Below are 19,252 nucleotides of genomic sequence, written 5' to 3' on the forward strand. Positions count from 1 at the left end.
TTGCTGCATTGGCAGCCGGGTTTTAGGTTTCTTGGCCCCCTTCGCCCCCCAAGGCAGAAATCGTACCTGTATGCTTGGGTAAATCATCGCTCGGCGCGGCCCAGTCCAGCCGTTCTTCCCAGTGGTAATGCTCATTGGGTTTGAACGTATGGGGGTCATCCAGCAGCGCGGCGTAAAAATGGATCTCATCGGGCCAGCGCGCTGATGTGTAGGCCACGGGCGCACCGCAGGTCCCGCAAAAATAGCGCGCCTGACCGGGGGAGCTTTCGAACACTTTGGGCGCATCGCCGGTCCACCGCCAAGTGCCATTCGCAACGCCGATAAACGTGGTGAACGGGCTGGCCGTCTGGCGGCGACAACTGTCGCAATGACAATGGCCCGCAAACAAAGTGTCGCCATCGTATTCAAATGCGATGCCACCGCACAAACAATGTCCTGTCTTCATTTTATCAGCCCTCCAATACGCGCCCGCGCCGAATTGCTGCGTGGCGTCCAAAGCCCACGATCAATCGCTTCCTGTAATCGTAACGCAATTTCATGCAGTGCAGGAGCATTATGTTCCTCGATAAAGTCCCGCGTGTCCTCATCTGCCAAAAACGCTTCTTCCACGAGGTCGAAGTGGTGATTGCGCACAACCCCCGTCGTGGCCGCAAACGCGAACAGGTAATCCACCGTCGCCGCCATCTCGAACGCGCCTTTGTATCCGTGGCGCTTTACCCCGTCGATCCATTTGGGGTTTACGACACGGCTGCGCACAACCCGCCCGATTTCGTCCTCTAATGTGCGGATGACAGGGCGTTCGGGGCGCGAATGGTCGTTGTGATAGATCGGGCGATCCTGCCCCTGTAGGCTGGCCACCGCCGCTGCCGCACCGCCCTCGAACTGGTAGTAATCATCGCTGTCCAGAACGTCGTGTTCGCGGTTGTCCTGGTTTTGAACAATCGCTTCAACCTGACCAAGCCGCGCCTCAAACCCTTTACGGTCCCGCGTGCCCTCGGCGCCCGCACCGTAGGCATAGCCGCCCCATTCAAGGTAGGCATCGGCGAGGTCTGCGCGATCCGTCCACAGCCTTTCATCAATCATCGCCTGAAGCCCCGCGCCATAGGCACCGGGCTTGGATCCATAAACCCGCGCGTGCGCCTCGCCGCTGCGGGTGCGCGCCGCCGCCGGGTTCTGATCATCGGATTCGTCCAACGCCTGCACGGCCTTCGCGGCACTATCAAACAGCGCAATCAACTGCGGGAATGCATCACGGAAAAACCCGCTGATCCGCAACGTCACATCGACCCGCGGCCGCCCCAACACGCCCTCAGGTAGAACCTCGAAGCCTGTGACACGACGGTTGGCGGCATCCCATTTCGGCTTCACGCCCATCAACGCCATGGCCTGCGCAATATCGTCCCCACCGGTGCGCATATTCGCCGTGCCCCACGCGGTCACGAGCATGGCACGCGGCCAATCGCCATGATCCTGCAAATGCTTTTCAATCAACAGGTTCGCGGATTTCCACCCCAACGCCCAAGCGGTCGGCGTCGGAACCGCACGGGCGTCTACGGAATAAAAATTCCCCCCCGTCGGCAACACATCCAACCGTCCGCGGGTTGGCGCGCCGGATGGCGCCGGGGCGACGAAGTGTCCTGCAAGGCCGCTGAGAAGCCCCGCCCCTTCACGCGGCCCACAGGCCTCAACGGTTGGCAAAATGGTGTCAAAGATACCTTTCACGACCTCTTGCGATCTTGGGCCGGGGCACGTGCTGCCCCCATCAAGGATATCCTGCGACAGCAGTTCAAGCCTCTCCACGGTGTCGCCTAACGTCCGCCACGTATCAGTGGTCAGATGGGCAAGCGCATCCGGTTTCTGCGCCGCCACAGCCGCCATGTCACAATCCAGCGGATCAATTCCAAGCCCCAGATCATCCGCCAGTGCGCGCAACAAAGACGCATCCGGCCCCGTGCCATCCCCGCGCGGCACCCGTGCCAGCGCAATCGCCAGATCGCGCTGCAATGTCCCCTCGGGGGATTGCCCGAACACATGCAATCCATCGCGAATTTGCGCTTCTTTCAGCTCACACAGATAGGCATCGAGCTTGGCCAGATCACCGTCCTCGTCACCCGCAAACCCCGCGTCCTGTCCGAGGCCCGTCACTTCGGACAGTGACAAAATCTCACGGCGCAAATGTTCAATCCGGCGGGGATCAACGCCCGCCGCCTCGTAGTATTCGTCCACCAAGGCTTCCAGATCACGCAGCGGCCCGTAGCTTTCGGCGCGCGTCAGGGGCGGCGTCAAATGGTCGATAATTACCGCCGCCGCGCGCCGTTTGGCCTGCGTCCCCTCACCAGGGTCATTGACGATAAACGGATACAAGTGCGGTGTCGGTCCCAGCACGACCTCTGGCCAGCAGGTTTCGCTCAGGGCGGTCGCCTTGCCGGGCAGCCATTCAAGATTTCCGTGTTTGCCCATATGCACAATCGCATCCGCGCCCCAATGGTGGCGCAGCCAGAAATAGAACGCGAGGTAGTTGTGCGGCGGGACCAGATCGGGCGAATGATAGGTGTCTGTCGGGTCAATGTTATAGCCCCGGGCAGGCTGCAATCCGACAATGGCATTGCCAAAGCGGTGGATCGAAAGAGCGAAGCCCGCGTTTGGCTGACCCTCCGGGGGGAGTTTTTTGGCCAAGATGCAGTTGGAGGAAAAGAATGGGTCCTGTTCGGGGCTGCCCCATCTGGTGTTGATCTGTTCTTTGACGGCCCAAGGCAGGGCGTCGAAATAGTCCTGATACACCTCAAGCGGCAGGACCTCGCCGCCGTCGCGGTCCGCGCGATCAGTCAGCCAGTTCGTTGGCCCCGCCATCATCACGTCCATCAATGCCTTGGCGTCATCGGGCGGTGTCACATCATATCCTGCATCGCCCAAAAGCGCCAACGCATGCACCGTTGCGGCGGGCGTATCCAGCCCCACCCCATTGGCCAATCGCCCGTCCTTGTTGGGATAATTTGCCAGCACCAGCGCAACCTTTTTGTCGCCCGCCGCAGTGGCGCGCAGCCGTGCCCAATTAGCCGCCAAATCGGTGACCCACTGCACACGGTCCCCCACAGCGCGGTAGGTCGCGATGGGGCATTCGGTTGCGTCGTCAAAATACGCCTCGCCTTTGAAACTGATCGCGCGCGATAACACCCGCCCGTCGACTTCTGGCAAGGCCACGTTCATCGCAATATCGCGCGATGACAGGCCTGTCAGCCCTTCTGCCCATGCCTCTTCTGATGACGCGGCAAGCACCACTTGAAACACCACGGCCTTGTTTGCGTAATCGGCCGCCAACGGGTTCATTGTTGCCCCGTCCCCTGCATGGGGCGATCCCACGGCGAAGCTCGTGCAGTTCAAGATCACGCTCGGTGGGGCGGCGGTGAACAGGCTTTCCAATGTGGCCTGCGACAGCGGATCCTTCAGGGAGGCCACAAAAACCGGCAGCGGGTTCAGCCCCGCACGTACCAGGGATTTCACAAGCCGGTTGATGGGGTTCAATCCCGCGCCTTGCACCAAAGCACGGTAAAACACGATGGGCACCACGGGCGCCCCGTTGGTCCAATCCGCGCGCGCCGTATCCAGATCAGAAATGCCGGACCCCGGCCAATACACACCCGCCTTTAACAAAGGGCGCGCAGGTTCGGGGGCATCCCCGCCGTCCAGAATCATTTTGGCATAGCTTAGGAAGTTGGTTGAGTTTTGCGGCCCACCTTCCACAAGGTAGGACCACAGCGCATCGTAGTCATCCTCGGCCACGGTCGACAGGGCGCGCAATTCGGCGTCCGGTTTGTCGTCCCCGGGCAAAAGCGCCAAAGGCACACCCGCCGCGCGAAGGCGTGCGGCGTATTGTTCAACCCCGTATTTCCAATACCCGACCCCACCAAGGCAGCGCGCAATGACCAGCCGCGATTTGCCCGCGCATTGATCTAGGTGCAAATCCACCGACAACGGGTGGATCAGATGCATCATGCTGGCCAGCCGCAACGTCGGCGCATCCGCCATTTCACCGCGCGCGGCAGACAGCGCCGCAAGTTCGGTATCAGCGGCAGAAATCACCACCACATCCGCAGGGCTTTGGCCCAGATCGACGGGTTCCTTTCCGTCATCAATCGCGCCGGGGGTGGCCGCCAGCAGATGCATCAGCTAAAGCCCTTCTGAACAGGAGTATCCCCATGGACTACAAAGCATCCGGCGCGCCGAAAGGCCCCAAAGGCCAGCCCCGCCACCAAGAACACAACGCCTTTGGTGGCAAAAAGGTCGCCAACAAACGCCCGACCAAAGAAGAATTGTTGGCAAAAATGAAGGCGAACGCCGAAAAGGCGAAGAAGTAGGCTCACAGCGATTTCTCCATGAACAGGGAAAATTCGCCAACCTCATAGTCGCCAAACGAACCGCAGGGTGTGAAGCCGTGGCGCGCATAAACCTTGTGGGCGGCGTGCAATAATGTGCCAGTTTCCAGCTTTAGCTCGGTCAACCCCAAGCCCCGCGCGTGGTCTTCCAATTGGCGCATGATTGCGTCGATCACGCCTTGGCCGCGCGATGCTTCTTCGACAAACATTGATTTCAGTTCGCCGTAGCCATCCCGCACGGCCAAGGCCCCCACACCGACAATCACGTCGCCGCGCCGTGCGGTAAGGAAATGCACGTGTTCTGCCGTCAGCGCCTCAAGGCTGAGGTAATGGTTCGCTTCGGACGGGAACAATTCCCCCATCAACGCATGGCTCGCCTCAAGCAAGGCACGCGCTTGTGGGTGAAACGGGTCGCCCAGTTGAACGGCGATCATGCCCGCAAAGCGGCATCAATCTCCGCGTGGTTCAGGCCCGCTTGTCCGATCACAACCAACCGCGTGGTGCGCGGCGCTGTGCCAAACGGGCGATCAAAATACGTATCCACACGCGGCCCGACGGCCTGCAACGTCAACCGCATCGGTTTGCCCGCAATTGCGGCGAACCCCTTAAGGCGCAGAATGTCATGGGCACGGATCACGTCGGCGACCTTTTCAGCAAACGCATTGGCGTCCGCGACCTCACCCAGCTCAACCACAAAGCTTTCGAACTCGTCATGCCCATGGGCGTGTTCGTGATCGTGGTGATGATCGCCGTGATCATCGTGATGGTCATCGTCGTGGTCATGGTGGTGGTGATGCACCTCGTGGCGTGCCTCCAGATCACCCTCAGCGCCTACGCCTTGCCCTAACAAAACATCCACCGGCAGCGCACCCATCGTCGCGGTGACAACCTGCACGCCCTTGCGCGCCTCGGCCTTCAGCACGGCGCGCAGATGGTCGGCCTCGCCCTCGGCCAGCAAATCCGCCTTGTTCACAACAATCATATCCGCGCAGGCAATCTGATCTTCGAACAACTCGGACAGCGGTGTTTCATGATCCAGATTTTCATCCAACTTGCGCTGGGCATCCACGGCAGCAACGTTGTGGGCAAACTGGCCCGCTGTCACGGCCTTACCATCCACAACCGTCACCACACCATCAACCGTCACCTTTGTCGAAATCCCCGGCCAGTTGAACGCACGCACTAACGGCTGCGGCAATGCCAGACCGGACGTTTCAATCACGATATGATCGGGCGGGTTATCACGCCCCAACAGCATTTCCATCGTCGGGATGAAATCATCGGCCACGGTGCAGCAGATGCAGCCATTGGAAAGTTCAACCACATCATCCTCGGTGCAGGTCTCAATCCCGCAGCCTTTCAAAATATCGCCGTCCACGCCCAGATCACCGAATTCGTTGATGATTAGCGCAATGCGCTTGCCCTTCGCGTTCTCCAGCATGTGACGGATCAGCGTGGTTTTGCCCGCGCCCAGAAAACCGGTGACAACGGTGGCAGGAATCTTGGCAGCCATGGAACGTATCCTTATGTAGGTCCCGTAAAAGGGGAATTTCTGATGACCACCACGACCAAAAATCGCGGCGACCGTTTTATCGTATGCACCGGCTGTTCAGGCGGCGCGGATTTGGCCAAAGCCCTTGAGGGCCGCGTGCCGGTGGAAACCACCGACTGTATGAACGTCTGCGACACACCCATCAGCCTCGCCGTGCGGGCCGAAGGGAAAGCCGCCTATCTTTTTACCGGCGTTGACCCCGATGCGCCCGAAGACGTCGAAGCCTTTGCCAAACTTTACGCCGACAGCGAAGACGGGCAAATCATGGATGCCCGCCCCGCTGGCAATCTGCGGTTCTGCCTCGTCGGTCGCATCCCCGCTTAATCGCGGGTCCAGAACCAGGACAGCAAAAACCCGAGAATGGTCCACCCCGCCGCCGCAGTGCCAAGGCTCAGCGTGGCAAATTCAGCGGACAATTCAGGCGGCGATACCCCCCAATACGTGTCGAGATGCGGCGCGCCGATCAGATGGGGCGCCAGTAACAACACCACGCCAGACAACGCGATCACGCCCCGGCCAAACGCAATCACCCAAAGCCCCAGTGCCGAGGCAACAAGCGTGCCAAGCCACCACATCTGGCGCGGTCCGATTTCCGCAGCGGGCGTGCCGGGCAATTCCGGTGGCAGACCAAACGCAGGCGCCAACTGGATCGCGATGAACCCGGCCAGCCCCCAGATAAGGCCCTGACGTGCCGTGATCTTGGTCAGCCCGCGCAGTTCTGCAAACACCATCGCGGCGAGCAGCAAAAAGCCAAAGCCGACATAGGTCACGATATTAAAACCGACGGTCATCAAATGGCGGCCCCATTCACCGCCCAATCCTGGCGCGCCACGTTCGCTTTCGGGGGATCCGTTGGCCCCGAAATGAATGCGCGCGCCTGTTTCAAATAATTCGCCTTCCAGCAATGCCGGAATGACAAATACGAATTGCAACAGGGCGGCAATCAGCCCCGCAGCAACGCCAGCGAACACCGCGCTGGTCAACACTTTCTGGTTCATGATGTGATCGCGTCTGCCTTAGTGGCAGGGAAACGCCATCGCGTGACGCTGATCGTGCGCTGCATCATGCAGCACGGACGCCTGCGCGTAACCGGATGCAAACAAAAGCATCAGGCCGGCAAGGGCGGCGAATGCGATTGGCAAAAGGGATACATCTGCGCGTGTTTGTGTGGTCGCTGTATTCATGTCGTAGACTCCTTTGTCCCGTCATCCCCGACGGGTCGGTTTCATTACGCATGGCAGGTCTCCTGGCTTGCGGGTCATCGTGATTTTCGTCCTCCTTCCCAAGGTTTCCCTCAGTGGATTTGGACGAACACTCACCGCTTACAGTCGCGGGGGCGGCTGTGGTTTTGTGCCTCCTGATTGGATCGGCGCGCACCACATTCCCATTTGATCCACGGTTTGGCTTAGCCGTACCGCAATGAACCATGCTCATACGTTGTGCGCGCCCATGTCGCACCGGTCAAGGCTGATTCCGGCACATTTAACGCGAAACCGACCGCGCGTTGTCAAAAGCGGACCCTCCGGGGGGAGTTTTTTGGCCTAGATGAAGGGGGAGAACGCGCATATCTTGTGGGTAAGTCGCCTGTTTTGGCCATATCAGGTGTGGATCCGTTGACTCACACGCGGCGCATTGGCGACACTCCCCAGCATAAGAATCAATACGAGCAGTCCACATGCGGTTTTCCCGCCTTCGCCTCAATGGCTTCAAAAGCTTCGTCGACCCGACCGATCTGATCATTCAGGACGGGCTGACAGGTGTTGTCGGGCCAAACGGCTGTGGCAAATCCAACCTGCTTGAAGCGCTGCGCTGGGTCATGGGCGAAAACCGCCCCACAGCCATGCGTGGCGGCGGCATGGAAGACGTGATTTTCGCAGGCGCTGCCACACGTCCGGCGCGCAATTTTGCCGAAGTATCGCTGGTGATCGACAACGCAGAACGCCTCGCGCCTGCTGCGTTCAACGATTCAGATAACCTCGAAATCGTGCGCCGCATCACCCGCGATGTGGGATCGGCCTATAAGGTTGGCGTCAAAGACGTGCGCGCGCGCGATGTTCAAATGCTGTTCGCGGATGCATCCACCGGTGCGCATTCCCCTGCGTTGGTCCGCCAGGGCCAAATCGCCGAACTCATCAATTCCAAACCCAAGGCCCGCCGCCGTATTCTGGAAGAGGCCGCAGGCATTTCTGGCCTGTACCAACGTCGTCACGAAGCGGAGCTAAAACTCAAAGGGTCCGAACAGAACCTTGCCCGTGTGGATGACGTGATCGAACAGCTTGCGTCGCAACTCGGCGCATTGGCCCGTCAGGCGCGACAGGCCGCGCGGTATCGTGCCATCGGGGATGAGTTGCGCCAATCCGAGGGCCTGCTGCTCTATCGTCGCTGGAAAGAAGCGGACGAGGCCCGCGCTGCGGCCGCCGATCAATTGCGCACCCGCACCACGGACGCTGCCGCATCTGAAACCGCCGCACGCCAATCCGCAAAGGCGCGCCAAGCGGCGGAGGATGCCCTGCCGCCCCTGCGCGAAGAAGAGGCAATCGCCGCCGCCGTCCTGCAACGTCTGAACGTGCAGCGCGACACCCTGACCGATCAGGAAGCCCGCGCAAAACAGACCATCGACACCCTGACCAACCGCATCGAACAGCTTGCCCGCGACATGGCGCGCGAGGCGGAATTGAACAAAGACGCGGGCGAAACCATCGACCGTCTGGATTGGGAAGCCCGCGAAATCGCCAAAGCCTCTGAAGGGCATGATGCCCGGCTTGAAGAAGCCCGCGCGGCCTCAACCGACGGTGCGCAAATCCTTGCGGATCGCGAAGCAGACCTGTCCCAGATGACAGAAGATGTGGCGCGCCTTGCCGCCCGCCACCAATCCGCCCAACGCCTGATTGATGACTACCGCAAGACGCTGGAAAAGAACGAAAACGAAGCCGCCCGCGCCATCGCCGCCAAGGCCGATGCGACCGCCGCACTGGCCCGCGCCGCGCAAGACTTCGAAGCTGCAAAAACCGCTGAAAGCCTTGCTCGCGCCACCGCTGACAAAGCCGAAGACGTACTGGCGGAAGCCGAAGCCGCCCGCGCTGACACCCAATCCCGTGAGGCCGACGCCCGCGCCTTGCGATCCGAAGCCGAAGGTGAGGCCAACGCCCTGCGCGCCGAAACCGCGGCCCTGTCCAAACTGGTGGATCGTGACAGCTCCGAAGGGTCCCAGATCCTTGATCAGCTCCGCGTTCAAGGTGGGTATGAAAAGGCCCTTGGCGCCGCGCTGTCGGATGATCTCAAGGCACCTGCTGTCACGCCCGATATGGGGTCTGGCTGGGTCGCGCTTCCGGGGTATCCGCAGCCCCAATCGCTGCCCGCAGGCGTCAAAGCGCTGACCAACTACGTGTCCGTCCCCGAAGTCCTCGTGCGGCGCATGGGGCAGGTCGGTCTGGTGGATGCGGACCAAGGCGCGAAACTGCAAAAAGACCTCGCGCCGGGGCAACGCCTTGTGTCGATGGACGGCGATTTATGGCGCTGGGACGGTTTTCGCGCCGCGTCCGAAGATGCGCCAAGCGCCGCCGCACTGCGCCTGCAACAGCTCAACCGTCTTGAGGGTCTGAAAAAAGACCTCAACGATGCGACGGCCAAGGCAGATGGCATGCGCCAAGCCCACGAAATGCTGACCGCGCGCATGGCCAAACTGTCACAAGCCGACAAAGCCGCCCGCGATGCGCGCCGCGCCGCGGACGGTGCTGTGGCCGACGCCAACCGCGCCCTGTCCCGCGCTGAGGCCGACCGTAACCTTGCCGATGGCAAACTGGAATCAAGCGGCCTCGCCGTGACTCGCCACGAAGAAGAGGCGATGTCCGCGCGCAAAGCACTGAGCGAGGCGGAACAGACCCTCAAATCCCTTGGCAATCTGGACGAGGCCCGCGCGTCCGTCGAAGACGTCAAAATGACGGTCGAAGCCGCACGCATGACCATGATGTCAAAACGCTCCAGCTATGATGAGGTCCGCCGCGAAGGCGAGGCGCGCACAAAACGCAGCCAGGAAATCACCAAGGAAATCAGCGGCTGGAAACACCGCCTTGAGACTGCGAACAAACGGTCTGAGGAATTGCAGGACCGCAAAGTCACGTCCGAGGATGAGCTAAAGGACGCGATGACCGCGCCCGATGAAATCGCCGCAAAACGCGCCGAATTGGCCGATGCGATCGATGAGGCCGAAGAGCGCCGCAAAGACGCCGCCGACAAACTCGCCACAGCTGAAACCGCCCTGCGCGATGCCACGATGGCCGAACGGGACGCAGAACGCGCCGCATCAGAAGCCCGCGAAGCCCGCGCACGATCAGAAGCCCGCGCCGATGCCGCCCGCGAAACCGTGGAATACGCCGCCGAACGCATCCAAGAAGCGCAAGAAACCACGCCGGACAAGCTCCTTGAACAGCTGGACGTTGATCCCGACAAAATGCCCGCGTCAGACGCGATCGAAAACGATGTGAACCGCCTGAAACGCCAACGCGACGCGCTGGGTGCAGTGAACCTGCGCGCCGAAGAAGACGCCAAAGAAGTTCAGGAAGAACACGATCTGCTGGTCAACGAAAAGACCGACCTAGAAGACGCGATCAAAGCCCTGCGCACCGGCATCGCGTCCCTGAACAAAGAAGGCCGCGAACGTCTTTTGACAGCGTTCGAACAGGTGAACGATTCCTTCGGCACCCTGTTCAAACACCTCTTTGGCGGTGGTGAGGCCAAGCTGGTTCTGGTCGAATCCGATGACCCGCTTGAGGCGGGATTGGAAATCATGTGCCAACCGCCGGGCAAAAAACTCAGCACCCTGTCGCTGCTGTCAGGTGGTGAACAAACCCTCACGGCTATGGCGCTGATTTTCGCGGTCTTCCTCGCCAACCCCGCGCCGATCTGTGTGCTGGACGAGGTCGATGCGCCCTTGGATGATGCCAACGTCACGCGCTTTTGTGACCTTCTGGATGAAATGTGCCGCCGCACCGACACGCGGTTCCTCATCATCACGCACCACGCCGTCACGATGTCGCGGATGAACCGCCTGTTCGGTGTGACCATGGGCGAACAGGGCGTCAGCCAACTGGTCTCTGTTGATCTGAAGGCAGCTGAAACGCTGGTCGCATAACGCACACGTGACGCGACAACGCCCGCGCCCCGTGCCACGCTGCCACCATGAAAATTGCATCCCTTCTTATCGTCCTCGCGGTGCCCGCCATGGCCCAAGATTACGCCATTCGCGACAGCGATAGCGTGCCCACCCTCGCGTCCCTGTCCGACACGATCCTTGATCGTGATCTGGAATATTTCGACGGCGGCATCAGCCGGTACAACACGGGCGGGGACTACGCGTGGACCTACGCGCAAAACAACGGTGGCGGGGTGCACACCGGAACGCACGATATACAAGACAACGGCATCGTCTGCGTCACCTATGATGCGGGTCCGCAGCGTTGCGATATGTTCGTGATGGCTGGGGATCGTCTTGTGTTGCTGACGGACGATGGCCAACGCTACCCGCTGCGCGATATCCGCTGAAACAGGCGCTAGAACTCCAGCGCGTCAATCTTGTCGCGCAGGCCCAGTTTCGCCTCAACCAGCAACCCGTTGTCAGATAACGCATCAACCAATTCAGGGCGCGCCACTTGGGTCGCGTTGTAAAACGTCTCCACCTCCTGCTGGCTGGCGCTTGCCAGAAATTCCGCCAGTGGTTCGTTGAACCGATACGCCCCGTTGATCGTGCGGTGCGGCAGGGCATCCAACCACGCCGCCTTATCCTGTGCATGGAAATGCAGCACCACAATATCGCGCGTGACTGGTACACTCAGCGGGCGCGGCCCCCCGAACGATCCCGCGTGGATTTTGGGCACGAACCCGTCCAACCCGGTGCGAAAGAAACTTTTTCCGACGCGGTGGCTCAGCATGTTGGTCCCCAAAAGCGGGGCGTAGTCTCCCAAAATCGATGCCTTCTTTTTCGCCGTCATCTTGGCGGGAAAGGGCAGGCGAAACTGACGGGCCGTAAAGATATCATCGTCCAACGCCGGGTCATGCAGCGCCTCAGCGGGGGCCACACGAACGAACGGATGTTCATCGCCGTGGCGGCCCAGATATGCCCCGATAGGCTCGTCTGAATACAGATATTCATCGACGTCCACATGGGCGATCACCGGCAATTCAGCCAACCCGTAAACCCGCTGCATATTGTAACTTTGCCGCGGTTCCTGACGTTTCGGGCGCGCGCCGCGCACAGCCCAATAGGCATCATCACACAGGATCGCGGTGACCCCGCCCAGCTGGTTCAACACCGCGCCAGACACCGCATCGGCATCATCCAGATGCACCCAGATATGCGCCGCGCCGAGATGTTTATGCCACGCCACAAACGCCAAAAGCTGGGGCAGGGGTGCCTTTGCCGTCGTGCAAACGCCCCATTGTATCGCGTCCTTGGCCATCTACAGCGCGTTCAACAACGCAGGCGTCGGCCAGGCATCTGCAGGCATCCCCAAACGGTTTTGTTCGGCCTGCACGGCGATGCGCGTGCGAGCCCCCAAAATACCATCCGCACCGCCCACATCATGCCCACGCGCCTGCAATTTCTGCTGCAAAACTTGTATTTGATCGCCCGATAAACCGGCGTCAGGCGACCCCGCATTGTAAACCGATGCACCTTCCAATCGCGTACCGAAATACGCCGCCGTCAGCACATAGACAAACGACTGGTTCCATTCGAAATAGACATCAAAATTCGGATAGGCGAGGAACGCAGGCCCCTTGCGCCCCATCGGTAAAATCAGCGATGCGGGCAGGTCGGGCAATTCCCCGGATCGGGGCCGCACGCCCATCCCTTCCCATTCGGCCACGGGCAACTTCACATGGGTTCCCGCGAACGTCCATTCCATCTGATCGGGCACGGTGACTTCTTGCAGCCACGGCTGGTTCGGCGCCCATCCCAGCGATGACAAAACGCTCGCGCCCGATAACAACGCATCCTGCGGCGACGTCTTTAACGACACTTGCCCGTCGCCGTCCCCATCGCGCCCGTTTTCCAAAATATCGCCGGGCAGCATCTGTACCATGCCGATTTCACCGGCCCATGCTCCTGTCGTCGTGGCGGGTTCAAAATCGCCGCGCACAAACAATTCCAAGGCCGCAAAGACCTGCGGGCGGAACAGCTCTGGTCGCCGGCAATCATGGGCCAATGTCACCAGCGCGTTCAGCGTGTTGAAATCGCCCTGCACTGCGCCAAAATCCGTCTCGAACGCCCAAAACGCCAACAACACACCGCGCGGAATACCGAACTCCGCCTCGATCCGATCAAAAATCGCGTCCTGCCGCTGTCCTTGTGCGCGCCCGTTGTCGATCCGGTTTTGCGAAATCAGACGCCGCGAAAAATCAATGAAATCACGTTGGAAAAACCCTTGGCTGCGATCTGCGGTCAGAACAGCCTGATCCAATGCAACACCGTCAAAGAACGCCCGCACAGTCGTTGCGCTGTACCCCATTTCGACGGCTTCACTGCTCAATCCGCCGATAAATCCGTCAAACGACCCGCCACATTCCTGCGCGGCCAAAGGGTTTGCCAATAACGAAAGGGCGGCGGCAAATGGTTTGAACATGAAAACTCCTGTTGGCTGCGGTCAGACTAACGCGATCACAGCGGCCAGCGCCAGCCCGAGCACCCAGGCCTTCCACAACATCGCGACGCTCGCATCAATGTCATCCGCGCCCGCATCTTTGCGCCCGTCCGGATGCACCCAATCGAAATCCTCAATCACGCCATCATAGCTGCGCGGCCCCGACAGCGACACATCCAGCGCCGGTGCCATCGCCGCCTCTGGCCAGCCCGCGTTGGGGGATCGGTGCAGGTTGGCATCGCGCGCGATTGCGCCCCATGTGCCGCGCCGTGTCACCGCCCAAATCAAAACAGCCGTCAGCCGTGCGGGCAGCCAATTCAACACATCATCCAAGCGCGCTGCCGCCCAGCCGAAGTTTTCGTATTTTTCTGTGCGATAGCCGATCATGCTGTCGGCGGTGTTGACCACTTTATAGATCAACAGCCCCGGCAGACCTGCAACCGCAAACCAGAACGCAGGCGCGATCACTCCGTCGCTGAAATTTTCTGCAGCACTCTCAATCGCACCACGTGCCACTGCTGGCCCGTCCATATCGCGCACATCGCGGCCCACGATCATCGCCACGGCACGGCGCGCATCACCCACAGACAGGCGCAACGCATCCGCCACGCGCTGCACATGCTGCACCAATGATTTTTGCGCCAACAACATGGCACCAACAATCACCTCGGCCCAAATGCCGGGCAGGGCCATCAAAACGAAACCCAACGCAATGGCGCCCACGACCAAAATAGCCACGGCCAAAACGCCGCCCCCACGCGTGTCGTCGTTCAATCGTGTGTCCAGAAATCCAACGGCGCGGCCCATCAAAACGGCGGGATGGGGCAGGCGGCCCCACAGCCACTTCGGCTCCCCCAGCAGCGCGTCCAAAAGCATCGCCAAAATCAGCGCCATCAAAGCGCCGCTTCCAACTGGGCCCAAGCGTCAGGCGCAGGCAATCCCAACCTGATCCACGTCTTTGAATAGGGGAATATCCGCGACCAAACATGGCCCTGCGCCAGCTTGTCCTGCATCGCGGCTGCATCGGGCACGGCGTAGGTGCGAAACAAATCCGTCCCACCGACCAGTTCCCAGCCGACCATTTGATCCAGCCGTGCCGCATCCGCCGCCAACCGCGTCCGCGTCGCGTCGGCCCACGCCACGTCCTCCAATGCTTGCGCGCCGATCTCTAATGCGGGGCCTGACACCGCCCACGGGCCCAAGCCGTCCCGCAACACCTGCGCCGCATCGGGCGCACAGATCGCAAATCCAAGCCGCGCCCCCGCAAGCCCCCAGAATTTCCCGAAACTCTTAAGGACAATCACGCCGTCTTGCGCCGCACTTTTGACGTGGCTTTCGTCAGGCATCACATCGCAAAAGCTTTCATCGATGATGTTCAGGCGTCTGCTGGTGACGGCCTCAATGGGTTTGATCGCGCCCGTCGGGTTGTTGGGATGCACGAACACTTGCACACGTTCTTCGTCCTCGGGGCGCTCCATGATGTGAAAGCCCGCTGCACGAAACGCCGCTGCATGCTCATTATAAGTCGGCCCCGGAATATACACACTGTCGTCGGTTTCATCAGCCAGCCGTGGCATCTGCGCAATCAACGCCGACGCCCCGTTCGCCGCCACAATCTGCGCCCCGTCCGGCACATTCCAGAACGCGCGCGCCGCCGCCAGCAATCGATCCATCGCGCCCTGATCGGGCAGGGCCGTCCATGCGTCCGCTGACATTTCACCCACCGGATAGGGCACCGGATTGATCCCCGTGCTCAGGTCCAGCCAATCCGCGCGCGTGCCGCCGTAATGCGCCACGGCAGCGTCCAGACCGCCCCCATGATCGCGCTTGCTCACTCCGGCAACGGTTGGTGGCGTGACACGAAATGCCCCTTCACCCCTTGCGGCCATTCGCGGTAGGGCACTTGTCCTGTTTCGCTCGCCGCGTGTTTGCCCGCGTATTCGACAATGGCTTCGGCGTCCGCCGTGGCCGCCTCAAACGTGCCGAGGGAATAGTTGATCTTGCCGCTGGACTGCACCGTAATGTTGCACGCGCGATCACAGCCCATCGTGCAGGACACGCGGCGTGTTTTCACATCGGACGCATCAACCGCCGCCGCCTCGACCATCTCTGCCAGCACTTCGCCGTCGGTTTTTTCCATGCCGGTGTCTTCCCAGCCGGTGCGCTTACAGGTGTCGCAAATCGTGATCCAAGTCGTCATGGCAGCCTCGCAATTGTTCGACCGTGACTAGAACCGGATTTGCGATTGCGCCGCAAGATGCAAAGGGCAGCCCGCGACCCAGGGTGGGGGTGTAGCCCCCTCCCGTGGGGAGGGTCGGGGGCTGCCCGTGGTGCCCACGGGCGCTATTATTGCCGCCCGTGCGCCTCCATAAAGTCCAGATCAGGGTTCACCGGAATGATCCGGTTGGGGTTAATCGTTTCGTGGCTGTAATGATAATGGCGCACGATGTGGTTCATATTCACGGTCTCTGCCACGCCCGCCACCTGATACAGATCCCGCGTAAAGCCCCATAGGTTCGGATAATCCACGATCCGCTTTTTGTTGCACTTGAAATGCAGATGATACACCGCGTCAAACCGCACCAGCGTGGTCCACAACCGCCAGTCTGCCTCGGTCAGATGGTCGCCCATCAGATACCGCCCTTCGCCCAAACGGGCCTCAAGCCAGTCCAGCGATTCGAACAGCGGCACAACCGCCGCATCATAGGCGTCCTGCGTTGTCGCAAAGCCGGATTTATAAACGCCGTTGTTCACCGTGTCATAAATCCGCGCGTTCACCTCTTCGATGGCGTCGCGCATGTCTGCGGGCCAGTAATCATCGGTGTTGCCCGTAATCCCGTCAAACGCGGAATTGAACATGCGGATGATCTCTGAACTTTCGTTGCTGACAATCGTCTCGCGCTGCTTGTCCCACAGGATCGGCACCGTCACGCGGCCTGAAATCTCCGGGTCGGCCTTCAGATAAATATCACGCGCAAACGGCAGCCCGAACAAATCATCCCCCGTCGCCCCGTGATCGTCGGTTTCAAACGTCCACCCATCGCCCAGCATATCCGGATGCACGGCGGAAATCGAAATATGGTCCTCTAACCCTTTGAGTTTACGGAAAACCAGCGCGCGGTGCGCCCAAGGACAAGCATACGAAACATACAAATGATAACGCCCTGACGCGGCTTCAAATCCACCCTCACCGGATGGTCCCGCAGATCCGTCCGCGGTGATCCAATTGCGAAACGCTGCCGTGGATCGTTTGAACGCCCCGCCGGTTGATTTCGTGTCATACCAAACGTCGTGCCATTTTCCGTCGACCAACTGGCCCATATCTTTCTCCTTCAAACTGTTACCCCTCACTTAGCGCTCGCGCACCGATCCACCAACTCCCGTCCCAGCGCAGCGATGGTGCGCATTCGCACAGGTCGCAATCACCCCGCGCTGCGCCGCATACCTGATTGCGCCGCCTCCTTTGGCGCGATACCAACACAGTGACGACGCCCAACTCAGGGCCAGAGAGGTTGTTGCCATCCGGTTGACCCAAAACGGGGACCAAACGGCAAATCGTCCAACGCCGCGCCCCTCCTCGGGTCTCGCGGGTCTCTGGTCTTGGCAACGACACAGGAGACCGACCATGCGCCTACCCCTCGCCCTTCTTTTCGCCGCTTTGGCCAACCCCGCACTGGCCCACATTGGCCACATTGGCGACGTCGCTGGACACGGTCATTGGATCGCGCTCGGCGGTATCGCCATCGCAGGTGCCATCGCTTTGCTGGGTGCGCGCAAGAAACCCAAAGACGATCAAGTCGAAGACGACGCCGAAGACACCGATCAAGAGGAAGCCCCCGCATGAGCACCCCAAAAACAGGCGTCATGATCTGCGGCCACGGCTCGCGCTCCCAATCTGCCGTTGATGAATTTGCCACGCTGGCCGACAAATTACCCGCCTATCTGCCTGACGATTGGCAAACCGAATACGGCTACCTCGAATTCGCGAACCCCGTGATCCGCGACGGATTGGACGAATTGCGCGAAAGCGGGTGTGACCGTATCCTCGCCGTGCCGGGCATGTTGTTCGCGGCGATGCATTCCAAAAATGACATCCCCACGGTGCTGAACACCTACGCCGCCAAACACGGTATGCAAATCAGCTATGGTCGCGAACTCGGCGTTGATCCCAAAATGATCGCCGCCGCCGCTGGCCGCATCCAAGACGCCGTCGCGGCCGCCAATTCCAAACACGGCGACGTGCATCTGCACGACACCTGCCTCGTCGTCATCGGGCGCGGCGCATCTGATCCCGACGCCAACGGCAATGTCGCCAAAATCGCACGGATGCTGCACGAAGGCATCGGCTTTGGCTGGCATGAGGTCGGCTATTCCGGCGTCACATTCCCGCTGGTTGAACCCTGCCTGACCCACGCGGCCAAGCTCGGTTACAAACGCATCATCGTGTTTCCCTACTTCTTGTTTTCCGGCATCCTGATCGACCGCATCTATGGCTTCACCGATCAAGTCGCGGCGCAAAACCCCGACATCCAGTTCGTCAAGGCAGGCTACCTCGGCGACCACCCCAAAGTGCTGGAAACCTTCGCCGAACGCATCATCGAACAGACGGGTAAAAACCCGCCCCCGAACTGCGGCACCTGCGCCTATCGCACCCAAGTCCTCGCGACGGACGATGGCAGCCACGTCGAAATCAAAGCCGAAGATCGCCAAAACCACCCCGTGTTTTCTGACACACCACCACCGACCTGCGTGCTGTGCAAATACCGCGTGCAAGTTCTTGGCTTTGAATCCGAAGTCGGCGCAATCCAGGAATCGCACCACCACCACGTCGAAGGCCAAGGCGCCTCCGCACCGGGGTCAAACGTGTCAGATTGCAAATTGTGCGACACCTTCTGCACCGGCATGTGCCGCCTCGAAGCCCAGCATGCCCATGATCACGCCCACGCGCATGGCCATGATCACCACCACGATCACGACCACCATCACGCGGTCTATCCCCACGCCAAACACCCCCACGGCCCCGAATCCGCGCGCAAAAAAACCTGATGCGCCCCTATGAAACCAACCCCTCGGCCATCTATGCGCAGTCCTTCGCGACAGTGCAGGCAGAGGCGCGTCTGGAGCGTTTCCCAACATCCCTCCACCCGATCATCACCCGTCTGATCCATTCCTGCGGCATGGTCGAAATCGCGGACCGTCTGGCGTTTTCGCCCGATGTGGCCTTCGCGGGGCACCACGCGCTGCAAAACGGCGCGCCGATCCTGTGTGATTGCGAAATGGTCGGCGCGGGCATCATCCGCCGCTACCTGCCTGCGGGCAATGACGTCATCGTCACGCTCAACGATTCCCGCACGCCCGATCACGCGGCCAAGATCGAAAACACCCGTTCCGCCGCCGCCGTCGAATTCTGGGAACCCCATATCAAAGACGCGGTCGTCGCCATCGGCAACGCGCCCACGGCCCTGTTCCACCTGCTTGACCTGATTGATCAAGGTTTCCCGAAACCCGCCGCGATCCTCGGTTTTCCGGTGGGGTTTGTCGGGGCGGCAGAATCCAAGGCCGAACTTGCAGCGAACCCGCGCGATGTGGATTTCATCACGCTGCGCGGGCGCAAAGGCGGCTCTGCGATGGCGTCGGCTGCGGTGAACGCCCTGTCCGCTGGTTTACCCGAGGTTTCAAATGCTTAACGC

The 19,252-nt window shown here is 60.6% G+C and carries 19 protein-coding genes and 1 riboswitch; of the genes, 7 read left to right on the top strand and 12 right to left on the bottom strand.

Annotated features, from left to right (window positions below; genetic code table 11):
• Positions 1–22: 22 nt before the first annotated feature.
• Both L0664_RS11985 and cobN read right to left on the bottom strand, forming a co-directional pair.
• Entirely contained in the window at positions 23–445 is a 423-nt protein-coding gene (locus L0664_RS11985) for a GFA family protein (RefSeq protein WP_235226084.1), read from the bottom strand.
• Entirely contained in the window at positions 442–4,164 is a 3,723-nt protein-coding gene (gene cobN / locus L0664_RS11990; RefSeq protein WP_235226085.1) for a cobaltochelatase subunit CobN, read from the bottom strand. The genes L0664_RS11985 and cobN overlap by 4 nt, the downstream gene beginning before the upstream one ends.
• Before the next feature lie 32 nt (positions 4,165–4,196).
• Between cobN and L0664_RS11995 the strand changes: the two genes are divergently transcribed.
• Positions 4,197–4,355, top strand: coding sequence for a hypothetical protein (locus tag L0664_RS11995; protein ID WP_235226086.1), 159 nt, complete (start codon positions 4,197–4,199; stop codon positions 4,353–4,355).
• A 2-nt stretch (positions 4,356–4,357) separates the two neighbouring features.
• Here L0664_RS11995 and L0664_RS12000 read toward each other — a convergent pair whose 3' ends face one another.
• Entirely contained in the window at positions 4,358–4,807 is a 450-nt protein-coding gene (locus tag L0664_RS12000; RefSeq protein ID WP_235226087.1) for a GNAT family N-acetyltransferase, read from the bottom strand.
• Positions 4,804–5,886, bottom strand: coding sequence for a cobalamin biosynthesis protein CobW (cobW, locus tag L0664_RS12005; RefSeq protein ID WP_235226088.1), 1,083 nt, complete (start codon positions 5,884–5,886; stop codon positions 4,804–4,806). Before cobW ends, L0664_RS12000 begins: the two co-directional genes overlap by 4 nt.
• Before the next feature lie 42 nt (positions 5,887–5,928).
• Between cobW and L0664_RS12010 the strand changes: the two genes are divergently transcribed.
• The gene (locus tag L0664_RS12010; RefSeq protein ID WP_235226089.1) at positions 5,929–6,249 is read left to right on the top strand and encodes a DUF1636 family protein; all 321 of its coding nucleotides are present in this window, start codon (positions 5,929–5,931) and stop codon (positions 6,247–6,249) included.
• Here the strand turns inward: L0664_RS12010 and L0664_RS12015 are convergent.
• The gene (locus L0664_RS12015) at positions 6,246–6,923 is read right to left on the bottom strand and encodes a CbtA family protein (protein ID WP_235226090.1); all 678 of its coding nucleotides are present in this window, start codon (positions 6,921–6,923) and stop codon (positions 6,246–6,248) included. The two genes, L0664_RS12010 and L0664_RS12015, sit on opposite strands and share 4 nt — an antisense overlap.
• Positions 6,924–6,941: 18 nt before the next feature.
• A complete protein-coding gene (locus L0664_RS12020; protein WP_235226091.1) occupies positions 6,942–7,109 on the bottom strand; it encodes a CbtB domain-containing protein in 168 nt (55 codons plus the stop codon).
• Between the two features lie 35 nt (positions 7,110–7,144).
• A riboswitch (cobalamin riboswitch) is annotated at positions 7,145–7,369 on the bottom strand.
• A gap of 231 nt (positions 7,370–7,600) precedes the next feature.
• Here L0664_RS12020 and smc point away from each other — a divergent pair.
• Both smc and L0664_RS12030 read left to right on the top strand, forming a co-directional pair.
• On the top strand, positions 7,601–11,056 hold the full coding sequence (gene smc, locus L0664_RS12025; RefSeq protein WP_235226092.1) for a chromosome segregation protein SMC: 3,456 nt from the start codon (positions 7,601–7,603) through the stop codon (positions 11,054–11,056).
• A gap of 47 nt (positions 11,057–11,103) precedes the next feature.
• Complete coding sequence (locus L0664_RS12030; RefSeq protein ID WP_235226093.1) at positions 11,104–11,466, top strand: hypothetical protein; 363 nt, start codon at positions 11,104–11,106, stop codon at positions 11,464–11,466.
• 8 nt (positions 11,467–11,474) lie between these two features.
• On the opposite strand, the gene L0664_RS12035 is transcribed toward L0664_RS12030, so the two are convergent.
• From L0664_RS12035 to L0664_RS12060, 6 genes are all read right to left on the bottom strand, one after another.
• The gene (locus L0664_RS12035; RefSeq protein WP_235226094.1) at positions 11,475–12,380 is read right to left on the bottom strand and encodes a glycosyltransferase family 2 protein; all 906 of its coding nucleotides are present in this window, start codon (positions 12,378–12,380) and stop codon (positions 11,475–11,477) included.
• Positions 12,381–13,544, bottom strand: coding sequence for a lytic murein transglycosylase (locus L0664_RS12040; protein ID WP_235226095.1), 1,164 nt, complete (start codon positions 13,542–13,544; stop codon positions 12,381–12,383).
• A gap of 21 nt (positions 13,545–13,565) precedes the next feature.
• On the bottom strand, positions 13,566–14,456 hold the full coding sequence (gene cbiB, locus L0664_RS12045; protein WP_235226096.1) for an adenosylcobinamide-phosphate synthase CbiB: 891 nt from the start codon (positions 14,454–14,456) through the stop codon (positions 13,566–13,568).
• Positions 14,456–15,451 (bottom strand): threonine-phosphate decarboxylase, encoded by a 996-nt coding sequence (locus tag L0664_RS12050; protein WP_235226097.1) that lies wholly within the window; start codon positions 15,449–15,451, stop codon positions 14,456–14,458. The genes cbiB and L0664_RS12050 overlap by 1 nt, the downstream gene beginning before the upstream one ends.
• The gene (locus L0664_RS12055) at positions 15,394–15,762 is read right to left on the bottom strand and encodes a DUF1636 family protein (RefSeq protein WP_235226098.1); all 369 of its coding nucleotides are present in this window, start codon (positions 15,760–15,762) and stop codon (positions 15,394–15,396) included. Before L0664_RS12055 ends, L0664_RS12050 begins: the two co-directional genes overlap by 58 nt.
• Positions 15,763–15,908: 146 nt before the next feature.
• The gene (locus tag L0664_RS12060; protein WP_235226099.1) at positions 15,909–16,883 is read right to left on the bottom strand and encodes a glutathione S-transferase family protein; all 975 of its coding nucleotides are present in this window, start codon (positions 16,881–16,883) and stop codon (positions 15,909–15,911) included.
• Positions 16,884–17,187: 304 nt separating this feature from the next.
• On the opposite strand from L0664_RS12060, the gene L0664_RS12065 reads away from it, so the two are divergent.
• Genes L0664_RS12065 through L0664_RS12075 form a run of 3 tightly spaced genes read left to right on the top strand, consistent with a single transcriptional unit; the run spans position 17,188 to position 19,249 of the window.
• Complete coding sequence (locus tag L0664_RS12065; RefSeq protein WP_235226100.1) at positions 17,188–17,406, top strand: DUF6732 family protein; 219 nt, start codon at positions 17,188–17,190, stop codon at positions 17,404–17,406.
• Positions 17,403–18,608, top strand: a complete 1,206-nt coding sequence (locus L0664_RS12070; RefSeq protein ID WP_235226101.1) for a sirohydrochlorin chelatase — start codon at positions 17,403–17,405, stop codon at positions 18,606–18,608. Before L0664_RS12065 ends, L0664_RS12070 begins: the two co-directional genes overlap by 4 nt.
• On the top strand, positions 18,608–19,249 hold the full coding sequence (locus L0664_RS12075) for a precorrin-8X methylmutase (RefSeq protein WP_235226102.1): 642 nt from the start codon (positions 18,608–18,610) through the stop codon (positions 19,247–19,249). The genes L0664_RS12070 and L0664_RS12075 overlap by 1 nt, the downstream gene beginning before the upstream one ends.
• The last annotated feature ends 3 nt before the right edge of the window (positions 19,250–19,252 follow it).

The organism is Octadecabacter dasysiphoniae, from assembly GCF_021532615.1.
Taxonomy (GTDB): Bacteria; Pseudomonadota; Alphaproteobacteria; order Rhodobacterales; family Rhodobacteraceae; genus Octadecabacter; species Octadecabacter dasysiphoniae.

Excerpts from the sequence above, each read along its gene's own strand:
- L0664_RS11985 (WP_235226084.1), bottom strand. The coding sequence starts at position 445 with ATGAAGACAGGACATTGTTTGTGCGGTGGCATCGCATTTGAATACGAT.
- cobN (WP_235226085.1), bottom strand. The coding sequence starts at position 4,164 with ATGCATCTGCTGGCGGCCACCCCCGGCGCGATTGATGACGGAAAGGAA.
- L0664_RS11995 (WP_235226086.1), top strand. The coding sequence starts at position 4,197 with ATGGACTACAAAGCATCCGGCGCGCCGAAAGGCCCCAAAGGCCAGCCC.
- L0664_RS12000 (WP_235226087.1), bottom strand. The coding sequence starts at position 4,807 with ATGATCGCCGTTCAACTGGGCGACCCGTTTCACCCACAAGCGCGTGCC.
- cobW (WP_235226088.1), bottom strand. The coding sequence starts at position 5,886 with ATGGCTGCCAAGATTCCTGCCACCGTTGTCACCGGTTTTCTGGGCGCG.
- L0664_RS12010 (WP_235226089.1), top strand. The coding sequence starts at position 5,929 with ATGACCACCACGACCAAAAATCGCGGCGACCGTTTTATCGTATGCACC.
- L0664_RS12015 (WP_235226090.1), bottom strand. The coding sequence starts at position 6,923 with ATGAACCAGAAAGTGTTGACCAGCGCGGTGTTCGCTGGCGTTGCTGCG.
- L0664_RS12020 (WP_235226091.1), bottom strand. The coding sequence starts at position 7,109 with ATGAATACAGCGACCACACAAACACGCGCAGATGTATCCCTTTTGCCA.
- smc (WP_235226092.1), top strand. The coding sequence starts at position 7,601 with ATGCGGTTTTCCCGCCTTCGCCTCAATGGCTTCAAAAGCTTCGTCGAC.
- L0664_RS12030 (WP_235226093.1), top strand. The coding sequence starts at position 11,104 with ATGAAAATTGCATCCCTTCTTATCGTCCTCGCGGTGCCCGCCATGGCC.
- L0664_RS12035 (WP_235226094.1), bottom strand. The coding sequence starts at position 12,380 with ATGGCCAAGGACGCGATACAATGGGGCGTTTGCACGACGGCAAAGGCA.
- L0664_RS12040 (WP_235226095.1), bottom strand. The coding sequence starts at position 13,544 with ATGTTCAAACCATTTGCCGCCGCCCTTTCGTTATTGGCAAACCCTTTG.
- cbiB (WP_235226096.1), bottom strand. The coding sequence starts at position 14,456 with ATGGCGCTGATTTTGGCGATGCTTTTGGACGCGCTGCTGGGGGAGCCG.
- L0664_RS12050 (WP_235226097.1), bottom strand. The coding sequence starts at position 15,451 with ATGGCCGCAAGGGGTGAAGGGGCATTTCGTGTCACGCCACCAACCGTT.
- L0664_RS12055 (WP_235226098.1), bottom strand. The coding sequence starts at position 15,762 with ATGACGACTTGGATCACGATTTGCGACACCTGTAAGCGCACCGGCTGG.
- L0664_RS12060 (WP_235226099.1), bottom strand. The coding sequence starts at position 16,883 with ATGGGCCAGTTGGTCGACGGAAAATGGCACGACGTTTGGTATGACACG.
- L0664_RS12065 (WP_235226100.1), top strand. The coding sequence starts at position 17,188 with ATGCGCCTACCCCTCGCCCTTCTTTTCGCCGCTTTGGCCAACCCCGCA.
- L0664_RS12070 (WP_235226101.1), top strand. The coding sequence starts at position 17,403 with ATGAGCACCCCAAAAACAGGCGTCATGATCTGCGGCCACGGCTCGCGC.
- L0664_RS12075 (WP_235226102.1), top strand. The coding sequence starts at position 18,608 with ATGCGCCCCTATGAAACCAACCCCTCGGCCATCTATGCGCAGTCCTTC.